This window comes from Cyclobacterium amurskyense, from assembly GCF_001050135.1.
Taxonomy (GTDB): Bacteria; Bacteroidota; Bacteroidia; order Cytophagales; family Cyclobacteriaceae; genus Cyclobacterium; species Cyclobacterium amurskyense.
Genome location: NZ_CP012040.1, coordinates 770870 through 789496, shown reverse-complemented (window position 1 = coordinate 789496; position 18627 = coordinate 770870). Strand labels below are relative to the sequence as shown.

Genomic DNA, 18627 nt, shown 5'->3' with positions numbered 1-18627 from the left:
ATATCTAGTTAGTTTGTTTTTTTCTCGCGTTTTGTGGTAAGAGAAGCAAATAGATTGTTTTTGGCATCCTGTAAGCCACCAAATCCTTCATCTACTTTGGTGAAAAAACCACCAATTTTATTTTCAAGCCCCTCTACTAGTTTCTCTTTTTCTGGTTGTATAGCATAACCATTGGAGATTATCTTTACTTTATAATCATTTGAGGACTTCTTTTTTGTTTTAGCCTGGGCTAGGGCTAGATGAAAATCAGGCTGTTTGATATCAGTCACAAATAAATCATTGCTTTCAAGCGTGCCACTGCCTTCTAATGCTGGAGGTAATTGCTCTTTAACCCGGCTAACCTTGTGTTCTTTCTCTTTGATTAAGGTGGAATTATTGGATTTAAGTTCATTCTTAACAAGCTGCTTTTTGGCTGCTTTTATTTTATTAACACCCTCCCCTTTATTTTCTTCTTGCTTTTCACTCAGGCTTTTTTCCGCCGCTATTATTTTTGGAGAAAGGCTAAAAGGCTTCTTTTCAATAAACTTAGTGTCACTGACTGACAAGGATGCCGTGTTTTTAAGCAAGTAATCATTAGGTTGATACATTAACCAAAACGAGATGGTAACTACAGCTGCAGCCGCTATCCATTTCCACCAAATGAAAACCACAGGCTTCTTGTCATTATCCAATCGTGTGGATAATTTATCCCAAATCTCAGGGGCAGGAGTTACGGCGTGATTTGACAAAGTACTTTTAAACAATTTGTCAAAATTATTTGTGTTATCTGCCATTGCTATTTACTTTAATTGAATTGGGGGCAATCTGTTTTTGCAAAAGTGACCTGGCCCTGCTTAGTTGGGATTTTGAAGTGTTTTCTGCTATACCTAATAGTTCGCTGATTTCTTTATGAGAATAGCCTTCTATGGCATAGAGGTTGAAAACTGTTCTGTAACCAACCGGAAGAGAGGCGACAAGTTTCAATAACTCGTCAGCTTCAATATTACCAAAAACCAGGTTTGGAGTAGAGATATGATCATTGTCATCCCAATCTACCTCCATTAGTAATTTTTTGTTTTTTCTCAGGGTTTGTAAAGCTTGCCGTACCATTATTCTTTTCATCCACCCTTCAAAACTCCCCTCATTTCTAAAAGTATTTAGACTTTGAAAGATTTTCATAAATCCTTCAACTAGTACATCTTGTGCCAAGTCCTGGTCTTTTATATACCGTAAACAAATACTTAGAAATTTTGAGGAAAACTGATCATACAAATCCCTTTGGCTTTTTCTGTCTCCATCAAGGCAACCTTTGATCAGTTCGATTTCTGCTTCTGAAAAGTTTTCTTTAGTCGACATTTTTTTTGCTTTCAATAAGGTAGATACCTTCGGGTCAAAAAAGGTTGCATGTCAAAGGTAAAAAAATTAACAAATTTTAATATAAGTAAATTGAATTGTTTAAAATGTTGATTTTCAATTGATTGTTTTTAATAAGATGCTTTGTAGTCAATTATTATTTCAACCTGGCTCCATTCATTTTTTTCCACCTTTACCGGATGGATATAACCGTCAAGATCAAAGATACTTGCGAAATAGCCTTTTTCTTCGACAGTAAATAGGGAGTATTTGCCAGGGGGAAGCATAACGGAGAATTCCCCCTCATTGTTCGTTTCCACAGAAACAACAAGGGGAGTTTCAATATTTCCAAAAAGGTAATCTCCTAAATTTGCCTCATTGATATGGGTTAATTGATGGATATTAATGGTTCGTATAACAGGCTTTTTTCCAGCTGGAGAAAAACTTGTGGCTGTTTCCTGTGATGCCTGGGGCATTTGATTTCCCTCTACCCAAAATACTTTTCCTTTTATTCCTTGTGTGCTTGTTTTATTTGTTTTGCAGGATGAAAAAACAAATAGTACCAGTATAAATAAGTAGATTAAATTAGAGAATTTATTCATCAGGAAATATTTAAGATAAAATTAGCCATTAAACAAATGGAAACCCTGTCCTTATATACCTGAAAATAGAATAAAAGATTCCAGGTATTGTGGACAAATAGTATTCCAGTTAAATTTCTCTTTCAAAATTCCGGCCAATTCTTCGCTTGCTTTAGGCTCACCATGTACTAAAAAGGTGAATTTTGGTTTCGTGATGAAATTATCACACCAGCTAATGAGCTCACTTTGATCCGCATGGGCCGATAACCCATCTATAAAGTGTGATTTAGCTTTGACTGGAACGTCAATTCCATATATCCGGCATGTTTCTTCTCCTTCTAATATTTTCCTGCCTCTGGTACCTTCAGCCTGATAACCTACAAAGATCACGCTATCCTGCTCATTGGGTAGCCTGTGGTAAAGGTGGTGTAGGATTCTGCCTCCGGTGGCCATGCCACTAGCGGAAATGATTATTGCATGGCTTTTGATCGTGTTTAGGCTTATAGAGGATTCTTGATCTCTGTAGTAATGGAGGTTTTTATGTTGAAAAGGGTTGGAGTCATTATTTTCCAAAGAAGGGGCTAAATGATGGTATTCAGGGAAATCTTTGTATAGCCCTGTAACATCAATTGCCATAGGACTGTCTACATAAATCGGTATCTGAGGGATAAAGCCTTTTTGTTGTAGTCGGTGCAAATAAAACAAAAGCATTTGGGTTCTGCCTACAGCAAAAGAAGGAATTAGGGATACTCCACCATTGTAATTCGTGTCTCGGATGATTTTTCCAAGTTGCTTGTCTATGTCTATAGAGTCGTTGACCCTATCTCCGTAAGTGGATTCAAGAAACAATACATCAGCAAAGGGTATTTCTGCTGGTGGGTTTAAAATAGGATCTTTGAATCTTCCCAGATCCCCAGAGAACACAATGCTCTTTTCTTGGTTTTCTCCTTTTATCTGTAATTTTAATATAGCAGCGCCTAGTATATGGCCCGCATTATAGGCAGTAAAACGGACTCGCTCATTTATTTTGACCTCATTGTTAAAAGGAATAGGCTTCAATTTAGGGAAGACATTTTCCGCATCTTCACGAGTAAATAAAGGTTGAGGGTCTTCATGCCTTGAGTACCCTTTTTTTCTGGCAAATTTGGCTTCTTCCTCCTGTAATTTTCCAGCATCCAACAATAAAATTTTCACCAATTCTAGAGAGGCTTCAGTTAGGTAAATTGGCCCATTAAAGCCCTCTTTAACTAACTTAGGTAAGTATCCAGAGTGGTCAATGTGGGCATGAGTAAGTAGAACTATATCTATGGAATCAGGGGTTATGGGAAAAATCTCTCTATTTCTAAGCCTGTTTTCTTTGAGGCCTTGAAACAATCCGCAGTCTACTAAAATCTTTAGCGAATCTACCTCCAAAAGAAATCTGGAACCGGTAACTGTTCCTGCAGCTCCGAGAAATTTTACTTTAACATCCATAGTTATTATTGAATTAAGTGTCCGAAAAATAATTTAACCCGGAAAGTACAAAAGAGATCATAGTGAGTGATTTTGAAGTAATTTCATCACCTAATTGAAGATTTACTGCATATTTCGGGCCTACCAATAATCTGTTTATTATTGGTATAATATAGCTAATTTACTTTTAAACTTAGGTTTTATGGGGAAAAGTTACAGGCGTTTTTCCTACTATCCTTTTGCTATCCCCATTTTTTTTTTCTCTTAAACCCGGATTATGTAATAGGAATTCTCCGCCCTGACAATGTCAGGGGTGAAGCCTGTCCCGTGTTTACGGGAAGTGTTGCAATCGCAAGAAAATCAGGCTGTTTGGAGATTTTAGCATAGCACTGCTATGGTGAAATTGAAAACAGCAACGAAGTGGCTGATTTTGAAGCGATTTCAGTACGTAATAGATTGTCTATTGCATATTTCGGGTTAAAACAAGATGATTTGGAGCACAGTAAAACAAGAATGCTAATAGGGTAAATTACCAAAGCTCTATATTAATGAGGGGGGGCATGAACAGCATCAATTTTAAGTGAAATTGGACAAGAGGGTGGAATTTTTTTATAACTGACTATAATTGATCATGTCGAAGTTGTTGTTCCGCCTGAATTTTTCAACTTTATCCTTAAGAGGTACATTGTTGTAGTCGTTTACAATGTCATCATTAATTGATGGGATCGCATGAACCATGATCTCAACGGTCTTACCTGTATAATGGGTGTTATTGATTTCAATATCAGAAAAATCTCCAAAAAAATCAGTTGTAATAAAGCCCAATTGCCTTAATCGCCAATTAAAAAATGATTTATACCTACTTTTTAAAGCACTTGTGTTTTCACCTAAGTTTCTTGCAATCCTGATTTTGGTAATTTTATTTTCATTGGCCAATTGATTAACGCAGCGCATAATGGCCCACTCTGTGTGTACATGCTCATGCCCATCAATATGGCTAGGCATAAATCCAAATTGAGAATTAAATCTATGTAGCTGTGCTTCCAATTCATTGAAAATTAGTTGTCTGTCTTTTAGCTTGATGTGGAATTGTGGTTTGGTTCTAATTCTTCCGTGAAAAAGCCCATTTTCACAAATTAACCCACAACTTTTAGTTTCTTCCAGTACAGGTGCCCCCGAAGTTAAATTTAGATGTAAGCCCAATGCGTCTTTAGGGATTTGATTTGCCTTGACCATCTGAACCGCATCTTCCAGCCCTTCTGAGAAATTCACAAGGGCTGTAGATGAGGATATTAGTTTTTGACTAAATGCAGATAATATGGATTGATTTACCTCTTTATCGGATGCGAAATCATCACTATTAATGATTACTCTGTTCATAAGGTTGTGTTGCATAATAGGCTCAATAGATACGCTATATCCATACAGAGGGAAATCCCAAATTGACCATAACCCTTCTATTGAGGTGAATTTTACTTCTCCATAAAATAGCTGTTTTTATAAATAGATCGGGAAAGACTGTCTGCTTCTGATTGCTTGTGGTCATCGATGCAATTTAAGCAAAGGAGCCCATTTTCATTAAAAACCCAGAAGTTTCTATTGTTAACATCCCTGCTTTTGTAACCATCATTACCCAGCGTATTCTTTAATATAGAAAGTAAGTTTCGGTCAATGGTAAAGGCTTTGTTTTGAGGGATAAATAGAGTTTGATCCAAATGTTGCATTCTGAATTTTGCGGTATTGGGGAAGGTTAAGAATTTATCAAAAACCAGCACACTATCCGTCAACTGCAGTTCGTATTCTGCTTCAGAGGCATTTTTAATGGCTTCTTTTCTGTTAGAACCTTTTGAAATAAACTTTTGGGAGATAAGCATTTCTTCTTTCTCATGACCTTTAAGTTGGAGTTTAACAAAGCCGAGTTCTACATCATCCATTCCATTTCCATCAGCAGTTAAAACAAGAGTTCCTTTGGGTTGATCCATGGTTTGCTCTACGGTGAAGCTTCCTTCGGATTTAAACTGGCCTATGATTTTTGGTGCCTGAAATGCTCCAGCTAGAATACACATTACCCAAATACCAAAAAGAACCAAGCCAAATCTTCCGTCAATCAGGTTTCTTTTGATCACTACGCTAATTCCTAATAGAACCAATACTATACTAGGAATAAATACAATAATAGATAAGGCTATAGCCAACCAAATAGGTAATAATTCACCTATTGTGTTTATAGGAAAGCCATCTAACATATATGCCCAATCACTATTAGAAACTAGTTCACTATAAAGTCCTAAAAAAGCAAGTGGTACGATCAGCATTACCATGCCTACAATAAAAATAATAAGGCCAAACAACACCCTTATAACAGCCAATAAGAAGGATCCAAATGGACCAAGAGCTTTGCCTAAAGCATTTATCAAATTGCCTAGAAAGCGAAAAGGAGCAAGCAATAGTCTCTTTGAAGTCGATTCTTCTTTGGTATTTTCGGTGGATAGGTTTTGCTGGATGGTTGTTTCAATATTGCTCAAGGTTATTGCCCCACCTTTCATTTCAATTCTTTCTGTAATGGATTTAGCCATAGGAGTGATAATCCAAAGGATAAAATATAAAACGAATCCAGATCCACCGGCAAAGGTTAAAGCAACAAATGCAAGGCGAACCCATAGGACATCTATGTCAAAGTAAGCAGACAGACCGCTACCCACTCCTCCCAAGACCCTGTCATCTGGATTTCGGTATAGCTTTTTAATGTTTTTGTCCTCTGGCTTATCGTAAGAGACAGGAAGTATGATCCAGAGCAAGATATAAGAAATTACCGTCCACCATCCAAGTGCAGCGTTTAAATGAAAGTCATCAGCGAAAAATGGAAGTCTAAGTGGGCTAAAATTTAATCCACCGCTAAATAACAGTAGAATAGTTATCAACCTTGTCCACAGAGGGTCAATTGTGAAATAGTTTGCAAATCCAGCGCATACGCCCCCCAGTATTTTGCCATTAACCAGTCGGGATAGTTTTTTATAACCTTTACCTGAATTTTGGTCTGGGGGAGTTACATATTTATAAAAATCATTGCCTGACTCCTCAGTAGGCTTTTCCTCATCCATGTCTCTTTCAATAGCTTTAAAATCTGCTATTGTCCCCATTTTTTTGATAAGGTTAGTTACATTGTCTGCAGTGATTACCTGCTTATTGTTTTTTAGATTACTCAGAAAAATCTCTGCAATCCTGTTCTCTATATCCGTAATTATTTCTTGATTACCTTCGTAATGAGAGAAGTGTTGGTTGATCGCATCTAAATAATTTTTTAATGCAGTATATCCATCTTCCTCTATATGGAAAAGAATGCCACTGATATTTATGCTGATTGTCTTTTTCATGATTTAAATGACTAAGGTCAAGAAAATAAATTATAATAACTTGATTTCATCTACTCGTTTTTTGCTTTCGATATAATTTGATTGACGGAAGAGTCTAGGTTTACCCATGTGGTTTGAAGCTCATTTAGGAAAGTTAAACCTTCAGGTGTAATAGAATAATATTTCCGCGGTGGACCTGCATCCGATTCCACCCATTTGTATGTGGCCAGGTTGGCATTTTTAAGCCGGTTCAAAAGAGGGTATAATGTGCCTTCTACAATAATCATTTGAGCAGTTTGCAACTCTTCTATTAAATCAGTAGCGTAAACCTCTCCTCTGGAAATGATATGTAATATGCAGAATTCCAATATCCCTTTCCGCATCTGGGTTTGGGTGTTTGAAGCTTTCATGTTTTTATTTTAAGAGAAATAAATTAATCACGGTCATTTTTTTGCCGATTGTTTATTTCAATTCGAAAAACAATACCAACTTTTCAAGTGCTAGTAGGTTATGCCTAATTCTATGGTATACAAAGTTCGTTTCATAACCTATAATTGTGTCAAAATGCGTTATTTTTTGTTTTAAAAGCAGATAACAGTAGAATTAATCCATCGGATAATGTTTTTCTTTTTTTTCAATTTCACAAGTCCTTTAATAAATGTCTCAATGATTGTAATGGCTTCGTACAGTTTATTGTTCACAATTGGACATTTCCGAACAAAACCTTCAATAATTTTTCAATTTCAAAATATTTACAATGGTATTTTCTTTTTACTTTGCGAATGAATTATTATTTAAACTCATGTTTAGTAGGGCAAATTTTTGTGTATTGGTGGGGATTTTGCTGTCTGGTGCTGTCGGAGCCCAGGGAATTGCCCCCAAATATTCCAACGAATTCATGAACATTGGAATTGGAGCCAGGGCTTTAGGAATGGCTGGTGCTCAGGTGTCAGCTGTGAACGATGTCACTGCCGCTTATTGGAATCCTGCGGGCTTGCTAGGAATCAAGCATGAGCATGAGTTTTCATTGATGCATGCAGAATATTTTGCGGGAATAGCAAAGTTCGATTTCGCAGGTTATTCTACAAATATCCAAGAAGACAATCAGATAGCTGTTTCCTTAATTAGGTTTGGGGTAGACGACATTCCCGATACCAGATTTTTATATGATGCCAATGGGGCTTTGAATTACGATAATATACAGTTTTTTAATGCGGCAGATTATGCCTTGGTGCTGTCCTTTGCACGTGACATTAGTGATTATTTTAAAATGGGAGTCAATGCCAAAGTCATCCATCGGAATGTGGGTAAATTTGCCAAAGCATGGGGGTTTGGGTTGGATTTTGGCGCGATATATATAGAAAACGGCTGGAAAATAGGCTTGATGGCCAGAGATATTACTACTACCTTCAATGCATGGTCACATAATGCGGAATTGGTGAGGGACATATATGCCCAAACGCAAAATGAGATCCCCATTAATAGTATAGAACTAACTTTACCGAGAGCAACTTTAAGTCTTTCTCGAAATTTTGAGCTTACAGAAGAGATTGATTTATTGACGGTATTGGATTTAGATCTCACTTTTGATGGACAAAGAAATACCTTGTATGGTAGTGATCTTTTTAATTTGTCTCCGAAGTTTGGGATGGAGTTGGGCTACAGACAATCTGCCTTTTTTAGAGTAGGGGCTGGTAATGTCCAGACCCTTATTGATTTTGATGGGTCAAAATACACCTCAGTTCAACCAGGGTTTGGTTTAGGGTTTAGGGTCAGTGAGGCAGTTTTAGTAGACTACGCCCTTACGGATATCGGAAGTATTTCTGAGACACCTTATTCTCATGTTTTTAGTGTAAAAGTTTCTCTTAATCCGTTAAAGTCTGGTTTTAGGTTGTATGATGGCTTGTAGAAAAAATAGAACAGGAATTTTTCGTATTGCTTTACTAGTAACTGGTTTGCTTGTACATTTTTTTGCCAAAGGTCAATCAGATCAGTGGCTGGATTATGATGCTGATTATTATAAAATCCCTACTTATTCCGATGGTATTTATAAGTTAAGTTATACTACTCTGTCAGCCTCTGGAGTTGCTATGGATGATTTGGACCCTCGAGAAATAAAGGTTTATCATAGGGGGGAAGAAGTGGCCGTTTACATTAGCGGAGAGCAAGACGGTTCTTTTGATCAGGATGACTATTTGGAATTTATTGGGGAAAGGAATGACGGAACCTTAGACAAATTATTGTATGAGGATGAAGCTTGGATGACAAACCCACATTACAATACCCACAATGATACCACTGCGTATTTTCTTACCGCTTCTCCAGGTTCATTTGGTAAAAGAATGGCCTCTCCTTCGATAGGGGATGGCTTGGAGCCAATAAGTAATTATCAATTAGAGGCATTACAGCATTTTCAGGAGCAATATTCCTTGGGCAGAGAGTATTTTCCAGGAGTGAGGTTGTCTAAATATGACCAAGGGCAAGGTTGGACCTCATCAATTATTTCCAGAGGTAGAAGTAGAACATTGATTTTTTATGGTCTTGGACAAATAGTAAATGGAAATGTGAACCCTCAACTGGAAATCAGCTTTGTAGGTAGATCGGAAACTTCTCATAAGGTCTCAGTACACATAGGCCCTACGGCAAATGGTATGAGAGAACTTGGGCAATTTACTTTCGAAGAGTATGAAAATAAGGTTGTGAGTGAGTTGCTTAAGCAAACTGATTTATCCCCTGAGGGAGATTTTTTTATTAAGGTTACCTCTATGGGGGTAAACAATACCATTGATAATGTTTCTATCAATTATGCTCAAATTAAATACAGTTCTTCAGGGCTTTCGGGAGATTTTGAGACAAAAACGTTTGAGTTTAGTGAGGGTAACAAAGTACTTACCATAAAAGAGGCAAGTGAGGACTATATTGCCTATGATGTCACAGATAAAATTAACCCTGTTAGATTAGAAGTTAAAAAAACAGGCAATGAACTGCTCATTCCAACCGGAGCTGGTTCAAATAAAGTTTTGGTTCAAAACCAGTCCAATGTTATAGAATTAAATGTCTTAGAGAAAGTAAGGTTTCGGAATTTATTAAACCAGCAAGCAAACTTTATCATTATTTCCCATGAATTGTTACGAAAGCCTGCAGATAACTATGGTGATCCGGTAACAGCCTATGCTTCCTATAGGGCCACGCCCTTGGGAGGTGGTTTTGATACCCTTACAGTCAATGTGCAGGATTTATACGATCAGTTTTCCTTTGGAGAGAAAAGCCCCTTAGGAATTAGACGGTTTTTGGAACTTTACCAGAAGAAATATATACCGGAAAATGTACTGTTGATTGGGCGGGCATATGGTATTTTCAATACAAGAAGGTCCTCAGGTATTACCTATTTTTATCGGACCAATCCTTCAGTATTTACTTTTCAAGAGTTGGTTCCCACTTTTGGTTATCCTTACTCTGACAATCGCTTTGCGATTGGCTTGGATCCGGAGAATCCGCTGGAGAGGAATATAAGTGTAGGACGCATCCCCGCCAGAACACCCAATGATGTGGCTGCCTATTTGGACAAAATAAAAGAAAAAGATGCGCTTGGAGTCTCTGAGCCTTGGCAAAAAAACCTTATGCACCTTAGTGGAGGACGATCAGCTTTTGAACTAGAAAGGTTTTATAACTTCCTTAATGGTTTCAAAGTGATTGCTGAAGATGTCTATTTGGGAGGAAATGTAGAGACTGTTAGGAAAAGGTCAAATGCTACTACAGAGTTAATTAATATCTCTGAGCAGGTCAATGACGGCGTCAGTCTTGTTACTTTTTTCGGACATGCAGCCCCTTCTACTACTGATATTGATATTGGTTTTGTAAGTGTTAGTGAAATGGGGTATAGAAATAAAGGTAAATATCCTGTTTTACTATTAAATGGCTGTGATGCAGGTAATGCTTTCGGGGATGCCTATACCTTTGGAGAAGATTGGATAATAACCCCTGAACGAGGAGCTTCTAATTTCTTGGCACATGCAGACGTTGGTATAGATGTTTATTTAAGAAGGTATAGTGAATCATTTTACACTACTGCTTTCTCAGATTCCAGCATGATTCATCAGAATTTAGGAAAAATTAAGCAACAAGCAGAAAAATTATTTTATTCTAGGTATGGGGTGTCTGAGGTAAACCAATCTCACGCAAACCAGATAATAATGTTAGGCGACCCTGCAGTTAGAATATTTCCGGCAAATAAAGCAGATTATGCAATTTATGCTGATGAAATTCTATTGACAGGGGTAAATGACCAGGTGCTAAATTCACTTTCCGATACATTGGAGTTGACTATTCCAATCAAAAATTTAGGCATAGTTGATCTGGGCGAAGTTGATATTGATATCAAGCGACAATTACCAGATGGAACTGTTGTAACCATTCCTGTGGAACCTATTGAGCCGGTTTTTAGATTAGATACGCTGGTCCTTACTATCCCTAACTCGGGCATTAATTCATTCGGAGACAATGTTTTTAACATCACCGTCAATAAAAGTCGTCAGATAGATGAATTAACTTATGCCAACAATTCCGTATCTGTAACCTTCTTCGTGCCATTGAGTGGAACATTAAATTTGTTCCCTCTTGATTTTGGAATCGTAAATGAAACAAATTTAGAAATGATTGCTCAAATACCGGGATTAGCGACTGAGCAAAGAAATCTAATAATTCAACTTGATACTGCTTCGGATTTTTCAAGTCCCAAAAGAAAAGAAGTTAGAATAACAACAAATAACCTGGCCAGATGGAACGTAGCTCTTTTTGATGAAATACCTAAAGTAGATTCGCTTACTTTTTACTGGCGGACTAAGTTTTCAGCGCCTAGAGAGGGAGAGGATGTTTCATGGAAAACAAGTAGTTTTTCTTATATTGAAGGAGGGCCTGAAGGGTGGACACAAAGAAAATTACCTCAATTTTTAGCCGATCAACTTTCAAACATAAGTATTTCACTTTCAGATCAGAGTTGGCAGTTTCAAGATACTTCTTTAAATATTGATGTATTTACTTTTGGGTCAGAGAATGAAGAGTATAGGGTGGAGAATACCCAGATTATGCTAAACGGTGTCGCCTATATTTTAGATACTTTTAATCGTTTTTGCAGAGCAGGTTCGCTTGGGTTGATGGCTTTTGACCACCAGACACTAGAACCTTATTTACCTGTACCATTGGTTACAGTAGATGTCCTTGATTTTAGATCTTGTGGACGAGTGCCGCAGGTTATTCAAAATATACCTAATGCATACATTACTGATGAGGGAAAAACCATGCTTCTTGATTTTGTAGAAGGTGTGAAAAAAGATGATTATGTTGTTATTTTTTCTGTTGGTGAAGTGACTTTTTCAGATTGGCCGGATGAAGCTTATTTCAAACTTAAGGAGTTAGGGGCAAATGAAGCAACTTTAAGAAACTTAGAAACAGGGGATCCTTATATTCTTTTTGGAAGAAAGGGGATGAGGCCAGGGGAAGCTATAGAGGTTGTTCCTGATGTTGAAGATGAACTTGCTCGAGATTCTCAAGTTATTTCGTTTGAGACCAGTATTCAAGGGTATTTTCCCTCAGGAAGTATATTGTCACCAAAAGTTGGCCCTGCATCAGATTGGATAAAGTTTTTTAATGAAGTAAAAAGCAAAGACTTGTTTGAGCCAGATCAAAGTTCAATGGATGTGGTTGGCGTTACTCCAGATGGAGGAGAAGTTTCTTTGCTGCAAGATGTAAATGTAGAAACAACGGACCTAACACAGTTTGATGCAAAGAACTATCCTTTCTTAAGATTGAAGTATTCCCTAAATGACTTACCAGATAAAGATTTGCCTCAATTGTCCAAATGGCAGGTAGACTATACGGGAGTACCTGAAGGTGTTTTAATTTTGAAAGATCAACGTAAAGAGGTGGTTTTAAATGAAGGGGAGCAAGATGAGTTAACCTTTGAATATATCAATATTTCAAAACATGATTTTCTTGATTCCATACAGGTTGATTATTCGTTCCTTAATATTGACCAAAGGAAGATTACCAAAGAGAGCTTTAAGATTCCTGCTGTTAAGGCAGGCGAATCTTCAGTTTTCACAATAGATTTTGACTCCAAAGGAAAGGCTGGGGACAATTCGCTTAACGTATTTGTTAACCCTCGAAAATTAACAGAGCAGATTTATACAAACAATGTAATGGATTTGCCTAAATATTTTAAGGTGACCGGAGACGATTTAAATCCTGTACTGGACGTTAATTTCGATGGAAGATACATAATGAACGGTGATATTGTGTCTCCTACAGTGATCATATCGACCAAGATAAAAGATGAAAATAAAATTTCATTGAAACAGGATACACTGGGAATGGAATTGATGCTTCGTAAGCCTTGTGAGGGCTGTGATTTTGAGAGAATAAGTTTTAGTAATTCTAGGGTGAAATGGTTTGAAGCAACTGAAAACGCGGATTTCACCATTGAATTTCAGCCTGGTCCTTTAGATGATGGTATTTATACTTTGAAAATTAATGCCAGCGATGCAGCAGGTAATATGGCAGGTTCTGTGCCATATGAAGTGAGTTTTGAGGTGATTAATGAGAGTCAAATAACTAATTTTTATCCCTACCCCAATCCTTTTAGCAGTAGTGTGAGGTTCGTCTTTACGGTGACAGGAGCAGAGGTTCCCGATGAAATAAAAATTCAAATAATGACAATAACTGGTAAGGTAGTCAAAGAAATATTTCAGGATGAACTTGGCCCGATTACCATAGGGAATAACATTACTGAGTACGCTTGGAACGGAAAAGATGAGTTTGGCGACCAATTGGCCAATGGGGTTTATATTTACAGAGTATTGGTCAGGAAAAATGGTCAATTCATGGAGCATAGAAATACCTCCGCAGACAAAGCTTTTAAGAAAGGGTATGGTAAAATGTACCTATTGCGTTAATCTGTCCTTATAAAATATTGCCATATTGTTCTCATTTAGGTATTTAATCCCATGGATGTTGTAAGTTTCTAAATCCTCTTTGGTAGGCTGAAAAAGCACTACCAAGGCCGAACCATCTTTTAAAGCTTGAATGCTTTTTTGACGTTCTAATTCTGTTTCTGCATCACTGAGCGGGTAGTTTTTCCCCTCAATAAATCGGTTTTTAGGGGCAATTTGAAGTACGTCTATGGTGTTGAATGATAGCATAATTTTTTCTGGGCTATTGCTGAAAATCTGTTGATGGTTTTGATTTAAAATCCGTTCAATAGTTTCTTTCTGTTTACTATTGTCAAATCTTTTGGCTGTAATAAGTGAAGCTACATCATTCCTTTGCCAAATAATATAGTGGCCGCTTAATGTGTAGCTAGTTATCAAAAGACCTATTATTAAAATTGATTTTTTCTTGTTGTATTGAATAAGGTAAATCCAAAGAGCAAGAGAGAGTGTTACTAGCTGAGGAAATAGTGTTCTGTAGTTGATTTCTTTATAGCCGATCTTCAGTTCAAAGCCTAAAAAAAACACACTGTAAACAAAACTGATAAGTAGTGCTTTGTAGATAGGATTGTTATGCTGATTATGGGATTTTACTAAATAATGTATTAGAAAAGCGAAACTCAGCAATGCAGATGTGAAGGCAAGTGGTTTCGGTATATGTTGTGTTAGCAGGTCAGAAAATAGTAAAGCAAGATTTACTTGAAACCATGTTGAGAGGTTTTCATAAAATAGTCCAATGGTAGAAAGTTGGCTGGCTTGAAGAACTACTTGATTTGAAAGATGTAAATCAAGGATGTTTTCTGGCATATTCCATCGATAAATAAGCCATGAAATAATTGTTGCTGAAATAACATATATCCATTGTTTTTCTTTGCTTATGATAACCCATAATGCGAGCAATGGAACAAGGAATAAAGCATTTAGTTTTACCCAGACCATTAATGCAGAAAGGAAACAGATTAAAATTAGGTACAACGTGCTCCTTTCATTTTTCCAAATGAAAAGGTATATCCAAAACAAAAACATTAAGTAAAAATGGCTGTCGGCATGGGCGCTTCCTAATACCCTAAATGACCACCAGGATAGAATGCTGATTCCGAAAGCAAAAAAATAATTTACGCTATTTTCCCCAATTTTCCGGGACATCTTAAATAATAAGTAGAAGGCCAGCAAAAACATCAAAATCCCAGAAACTATTGCTCTATCAAAGATCGATATCAATGAAAAAGGAAATAAGGAGAGGAAATAAGAATAAAATGGAGACAGACTTGTCAATTCGGGATCCTTTCCTTGGGCCATATTAAAATACCCTATAGTGTCAGGGGTTATATAGGGGCCGTATTTGCAGAAATTCATTACAGTACCGATTAGAAGGGCTATAAAAAATACAGCCAAAGGATACTTTGTGTTTTTAAAGAATCGATGAGTTTTAAGGTTAGAGATGTTGTTACACATGATTGGCTTTTGACTTGTTAGGGGCTAAATAAGGAGTGCTTTCATTTGCTTCTTTTGATCTAGGTAGAACTTTAATATTTGTTAGTTTTCTGATAAAAAAGGTGGCTTTACCCCAGTAATCCTGCCTAAAGTTATAAATATAATTTAGGCCTCTTGAAATTTGAGTAAATTAATAATTCAGTCCTTTAGAATAAATTTTATAATTTAAGGTAAGCTTCAAAATTTGATAGAAAAGCTATAGTAGTATACTTATGCCCCAGTTACTGATGGGAATTCCCTAGCTATAGGGGAACAGTAAAATGATTTGGTTAAAAGGAAAACAATAGATACACCAAGCCTTTGGTTTTATAGTGTAGTATTTTTTTTCTTCTAGAGGGGGATCCTGAAAAATTGAAATATATTTTTGTAGTTTTAGGAAGCTTTACTAATTGGCAACACTTGTCAAGAATATACCTCTAATAGCCCCATTAATTAAGAAAGAAAACAATGGAAATTAAAAGAAGAAATGTACTAAAAACAATAGGCCTAGGTTCTATTGCTGCGGTTCAACCTGTTTCAGCCTTTTCAATGCCAAAAAAGAAAGGGAAATTCACTTATTGTTTAAATACCAGTACCATTAGAGGCCAGGATCCTGGATTGGCCAAATATATAGAGATAGCTGCTGAGGCCGGTTATGATGGTATTGAAATATGGATTCAGGATTTAAAGAAGTTTCTTGCTGACGGAAATAGTACCTCTACATTGAAAACCATGATTGAAAATAGTGGTTTAAAGGTAGAAAATGCAATTGGTTTTGCTCCATGGATGGTGGCGGATAAGGATAAGAGCAGACAAGGGTTTCTTCAAATGGAAGAAGAAATGAATTTGCTGGCTGCCATAGGTTGTAAGAGAGTTGCAGCACCAGGAGTTGGAGCAGAAGCACCTGTGGATTTAGTCTTGGCCGGCGAAAAGTTTAAAGATTTATTGGATTTAGGAAGAAAGACAGGCGTGATGCCTCAATTGGAATTCTGGGGTGCTTTCAAACCATTTTACCACTTAGGGCAGATATTGATGGTAGCAGCGGTAGCCAATGATCCTGATGCTCGCTTATTGCCAGACATTTTCCATCTCTATAGAGGCGGATCTGGGTTTGATGGATTGAAATTAATCAATGGGAATGCAATAGAGATTTTTCACATGAATGATTTTCAAGGGAATATCCAAAGAGAAGAACAGTCAGACAAGGATCGGGTGTATCCAGGAGATGGTGTAGGCCCCTTGGTTCAGGTGGTTAGAGATTTAAAGAATATGGGAGGAGATAAGGTGCTTTCATTAGAGCTTTTTAACCCAGAATACTGGAAGGAAGATCCACTTCATGTAGCAAAGACAGGTTTAGCAAAAATGAAGGCTATAGTAAAGGCTGCCAACTAAACAGGTTTTCGGTTATATAAAAAAAGACATCACTTATTTAATAAGTAATGTCTTTTTTTAATATAATTTGAAACGTGTATTTGCTTACCTTAAGTGTGATGAAATCTTTTAAAATCCATTGTTTAACATAATTCAACTTCATCAAAACCGGCCTTAATTCAAGGGTCATATATCTTGGTATTCTTTTTCTCTCAATACCAGATTTTATTTAATTGCCTCTAGTCGATCTAGTCGATCTAGTTGACCTTGTTGAAGGTGAAGTACTTCTGGTAGATCGTTGAGAGCTTTTAGAGGTGCTTCTTGTTTGAGAGCTACTACTGCTATTAGATTTAACCCTTGAATTGGTTCTTTGAGGCGGCGTTCTTTGAACACTGTTACTTTTTCTAGTTGAAGGAGCGACCTTTTTTGGAGTTGGTCTACTTTGAACAGGTGAAGATTTAATTACCTGTCTTTGAGTAGATGACCGTTGTTTTGTCACACTTTGTTTAGGAGTTACGGTATTACTTCTAGGGGAAGGGGATACCGTAGATCTCCTGTTTTGTTGATTGTCTGGTGTAACTCTGCGTGTGTTGCCATTGTTAGGTGAAGTGGTACTTCTCCTAATAACGCCACTACTCGGAGGAGTACTGCTATTTCTACTTCTGCTATTTGTATTTCCAATGTTGTTATTTGACCTGGAATTACTGGGGTTAACAGAAGGAGCTACTCTCCTTGATTGGGTATTACTTCTTTCAGTAGTAGGTTTCACAGCGCTTCTTGCAGCAGGTCTAGATGTGGGTGTTTTACTTTCCCTAAGAGCCTCAGACCTCACGTTAGAGTTCCTTGTGGTCGCTCTATTAGTAGACCTAACATTTGTACGACTATTCAAAGTAGACCGGGTATTACCGTATTCCTTTGCACTTACATACTTTTTCGGTCTAGAACTTACTGCATTTCTTGATGAGGATCTCGCTGAGACCTGTGGTCTATACACACTGATAGTATTATTTCCCACTGAAGTTCTTCCTGGTCTTCTTCCTTGTCGAACTTCAAAAACCGGGACATTACGCCTAGTTACTTGTTGCAATTCAGAACGGCTTGGTCCGGCAATGTACCTGTTATTATTGTGGATATAGGTATTGTTGATAATGGTAGTTTGATTGTAAATAACATTTACATTTCTACCATGCATATAATACCTGTGAATCCTTCTGCTTAATAACCTGCGTCTAGGTACAAAAACCCAATGGGAATAGATATTATATCGAGCTGAGCTATAGTAATAAACTTGAGGACCAAGAGGTAACCATCCATAATAGCCTCTACCTGATCTCCAGTTTACCCAAGCTGGTCCCCATTCATACCCTGGGATCCAAGCCCAACCGTAGAAGTCACTGAAAAACCATCTTCCATAATGGAAAGGAGCCCAGCCCCAATCATATTGAGAAACCCAGGTGTTGCCATAGGTTGACATTACCCAATGCCCATTTGTACGATAAGGTTGAAAAGATTGGTCTACGTAAGGAACCCATATAAAACCATAATTTGGATCTTCTATCCAATCTCCGTAAGGGCTTAGTTCATCATAAAATACCTGAAATGAAACTGAAACTGGTAAAGCATTTGTATTTTGAATACTGCCTACAAAAAACAATAAGATTCCTATGGTTAAAACTTTCATAGAAACTGGGAATGTCGACCGATTACTTTTTAAGGTTTTCATGGCACATTAATATTGGTGATATTAATACTAACGGCAATAAGTGTTCCAAGTTTTTATATTCCCTCAGAATAGAACTGGTTTGTTTGCTTGAAGAAACGATTGTAAAAAGGAAAAATAATAATTTTTCCTTTTACGAATAATAATTTCAATAATTGTAGATTAGCCCTTTTTCAATGCATCTATTTTTTTTGCAATGACTTCAGCCTCTGCCATTAAATTATCAGAAAGCTGCCTATTATGATGAGATGCTTTATGTGCTTTTTCCAAGCAGTCCTTGTATAACTGTTGAAGTTTTTCGAGCTGGGTTTTCTTTCTAAATAGGCCAAACATATTTTTTTATTTATTTAACCTATTAAATG

Annotated in this window: 13 protein-coding genes; 3 read left to right on the top strand and 10 right to left on the bottom strand. The window is 37.0% G+C overall.

Annotated features, from left to right (window positions below; genetic code table 11):
- Positions 1-8: 8 nt before the first annotated feature.
- From CA2015_RS03105 to CA2015_RS03075, 7 genes are all read right to left on the bottom strand, one after another.
- Complete coding sequence (locus CA2015_RS03105) at positions 9-773, bottom strand: synaptonemal complex protein 1 (protein ID WP_048640570.1); 765 nt, start codon at positions 771-773, stop codon at positions 9-11.
- Complete coding sequence (locus tag CA2015_RS03100) at positions 763-1335, bottom strand: RNA polymerase sigma factor (protein WP_048640569.1); 573 nt, start codon at positions 1333-1335, stop codon at positions 763-765. The genes CA2015_RS03105 and CA2015_RS03100 overlap by 11 nt, the downstream gene beginning before the upstream one ends.
- Positions 1336-1463: 128 nt before the next feature.
- Positions 1464-1934: a carboxypeptidase regulatory-like domain-containing protein gene (locus tag CA2015_RS03095; protein WP_048640568.1), complete on the bottom strand. Its 471-nt coding sequence runs from the start codon at positions 1932-1934 to the stop codon at positions 1464-1466.
- Between the two features lie 51 nt (positions 1935-1985).
- The gene (locus CA2015_RS03090; protein ID WP_048640567.1) at positions 1986-3386 is read right to left on the bottom strand and encodes an MBL fold metallo-hydrolase RNA specificity domain-containing protein; all 1401 of its coding nucleotides are present in this window, start codon (positions 3384-3386) and stop codon (positions 1986-1988) included.
- Between the two features lie 588 nt (positions 3387-3974).
- The gene (locus tag CA2015_RS03085; protein ID WP_169786458.1) at positions 3975-4745 is read right to left on the bottom strand and encodes a ChbG/HpnK family deacetylase; all 771 of its coding nucleotides are present in this window, start codon (positions 4743-4745) and stop codon (positions 3975-3977) included.
- Positions 4746-4837: 92 nt separating this feature from the next.
- Positions 4838-6739 carry a PspC domain-containing protein gene (locus CA2015_RS03080; RefSeq protein ID WP_048640565.1) on the bottom strand — a complete coding sequence of 634 codons (1902 nt, stop codon included), beginning with the start codon at positions 6737-6739 and terminating at the stop codon, positions 4838-4840.
- 50 nt (positions 6740-6789) lie between these two features.
- Positions 6790-7128 (bottom strand): PadR family transcriptional regulator, encoded by a 339-nt coding sequence (locus tag CA2015_RS03075; RefSeq protein WP_048640564.1) that lies wholly within the window; start codon positions 7126-7128, stop codon positions 6790-6792.
- Between the two features lie 392 nt (positions 7129-7520).
- Here CA2015_RS03075 and CA2015_RS03070 point away from each other — a divergent pair, with 392 nt between their 5' ends.
- Positions 7521-8627: a putative type IX sorting system protein PorV2 gene (locus CA2015_RS03070; protein WP_048644325.1), complete on the top strand. Its 1107-nt coding sequence runs from the start codon at positions 7521-7523 to the stop codon at positions 8625-8627.
- Complete coding sequence (gene porU2 / locus CA2015_RS03065; RefSeq protein WP_084011608.1) at positions 8614-13668, top strand: putative type IX secretion system sortase PorU2; 5055 nt, start codon at positions 8614-8616, stop codon at positions 13666-13668. The genes CA2015_RS03070 and porU2 overlap by 14 nt, the downstream gene beginning before the upstream one ends.
- Here porU2 and CA2015_RS03060 read toward each other — a convergent pair.
- Positions 13657-15156 carry a hypothetical protein gene (locus CA2015_RS03060; RefSeq protein ID WP_048640563.1) on the bottom strand — a complete coding sequence of 500 codons (1500 nt, stop codon included), beginning with the start codon at positions 15154-15156 and terminating at the stop codon, positions 13657-13659. The genes porU2 and CA2015_RS03060 overlap by 12 nt on opposite strands.
- A gap of 486 nt (positions 15157-15642) precedes the next feature.
- Between CA2015_RS03060 and CA2015_RS03055 the strand changes: the two genes are divergently transcribed.
- Complete coding sequence (locus CA2015_RS03055) at positions 15643-16566, top strand: sugar phosphate isomerase/epimerase family protein (protein WP_048640562.1); 924 nt, start codon at positions 15643-15645, stop codon at positions 16564-16566.
- Positions 16567-16774: 208 nt separating this feature from the next.
- On the opposite strand, the gene CA2015_RS24405 is transcribed toward CA2015_RS03055, so the two are convergent.
- Both CA2015_RS24405 and CA2015_RS24750 read right to left on the bottom strand, forming a co-directional pair.
- Positions 16775-18268, bottom strand: coding sequence for a DUF6600 domain-containing protein (locus tag CA2015_RS24405; protein ID WP_157470273.1), 1494 nt, complete (start codon positions 18266-18268; stop codon positions 16775-16777).
- 159 nt (positions 18269-18427) lie between these two features.
- Complete coding sequence (locus CA2015_RS24750; protein WP_048640561.1) at positions 18428-18598, bottom strand: Lacal_2735 family protein; 171 nt, start codon at positions 18596-18598, stop codon at positions 18428-18430.
- Positions 18599-18627 lie beyond the last annotated feature (29 nt).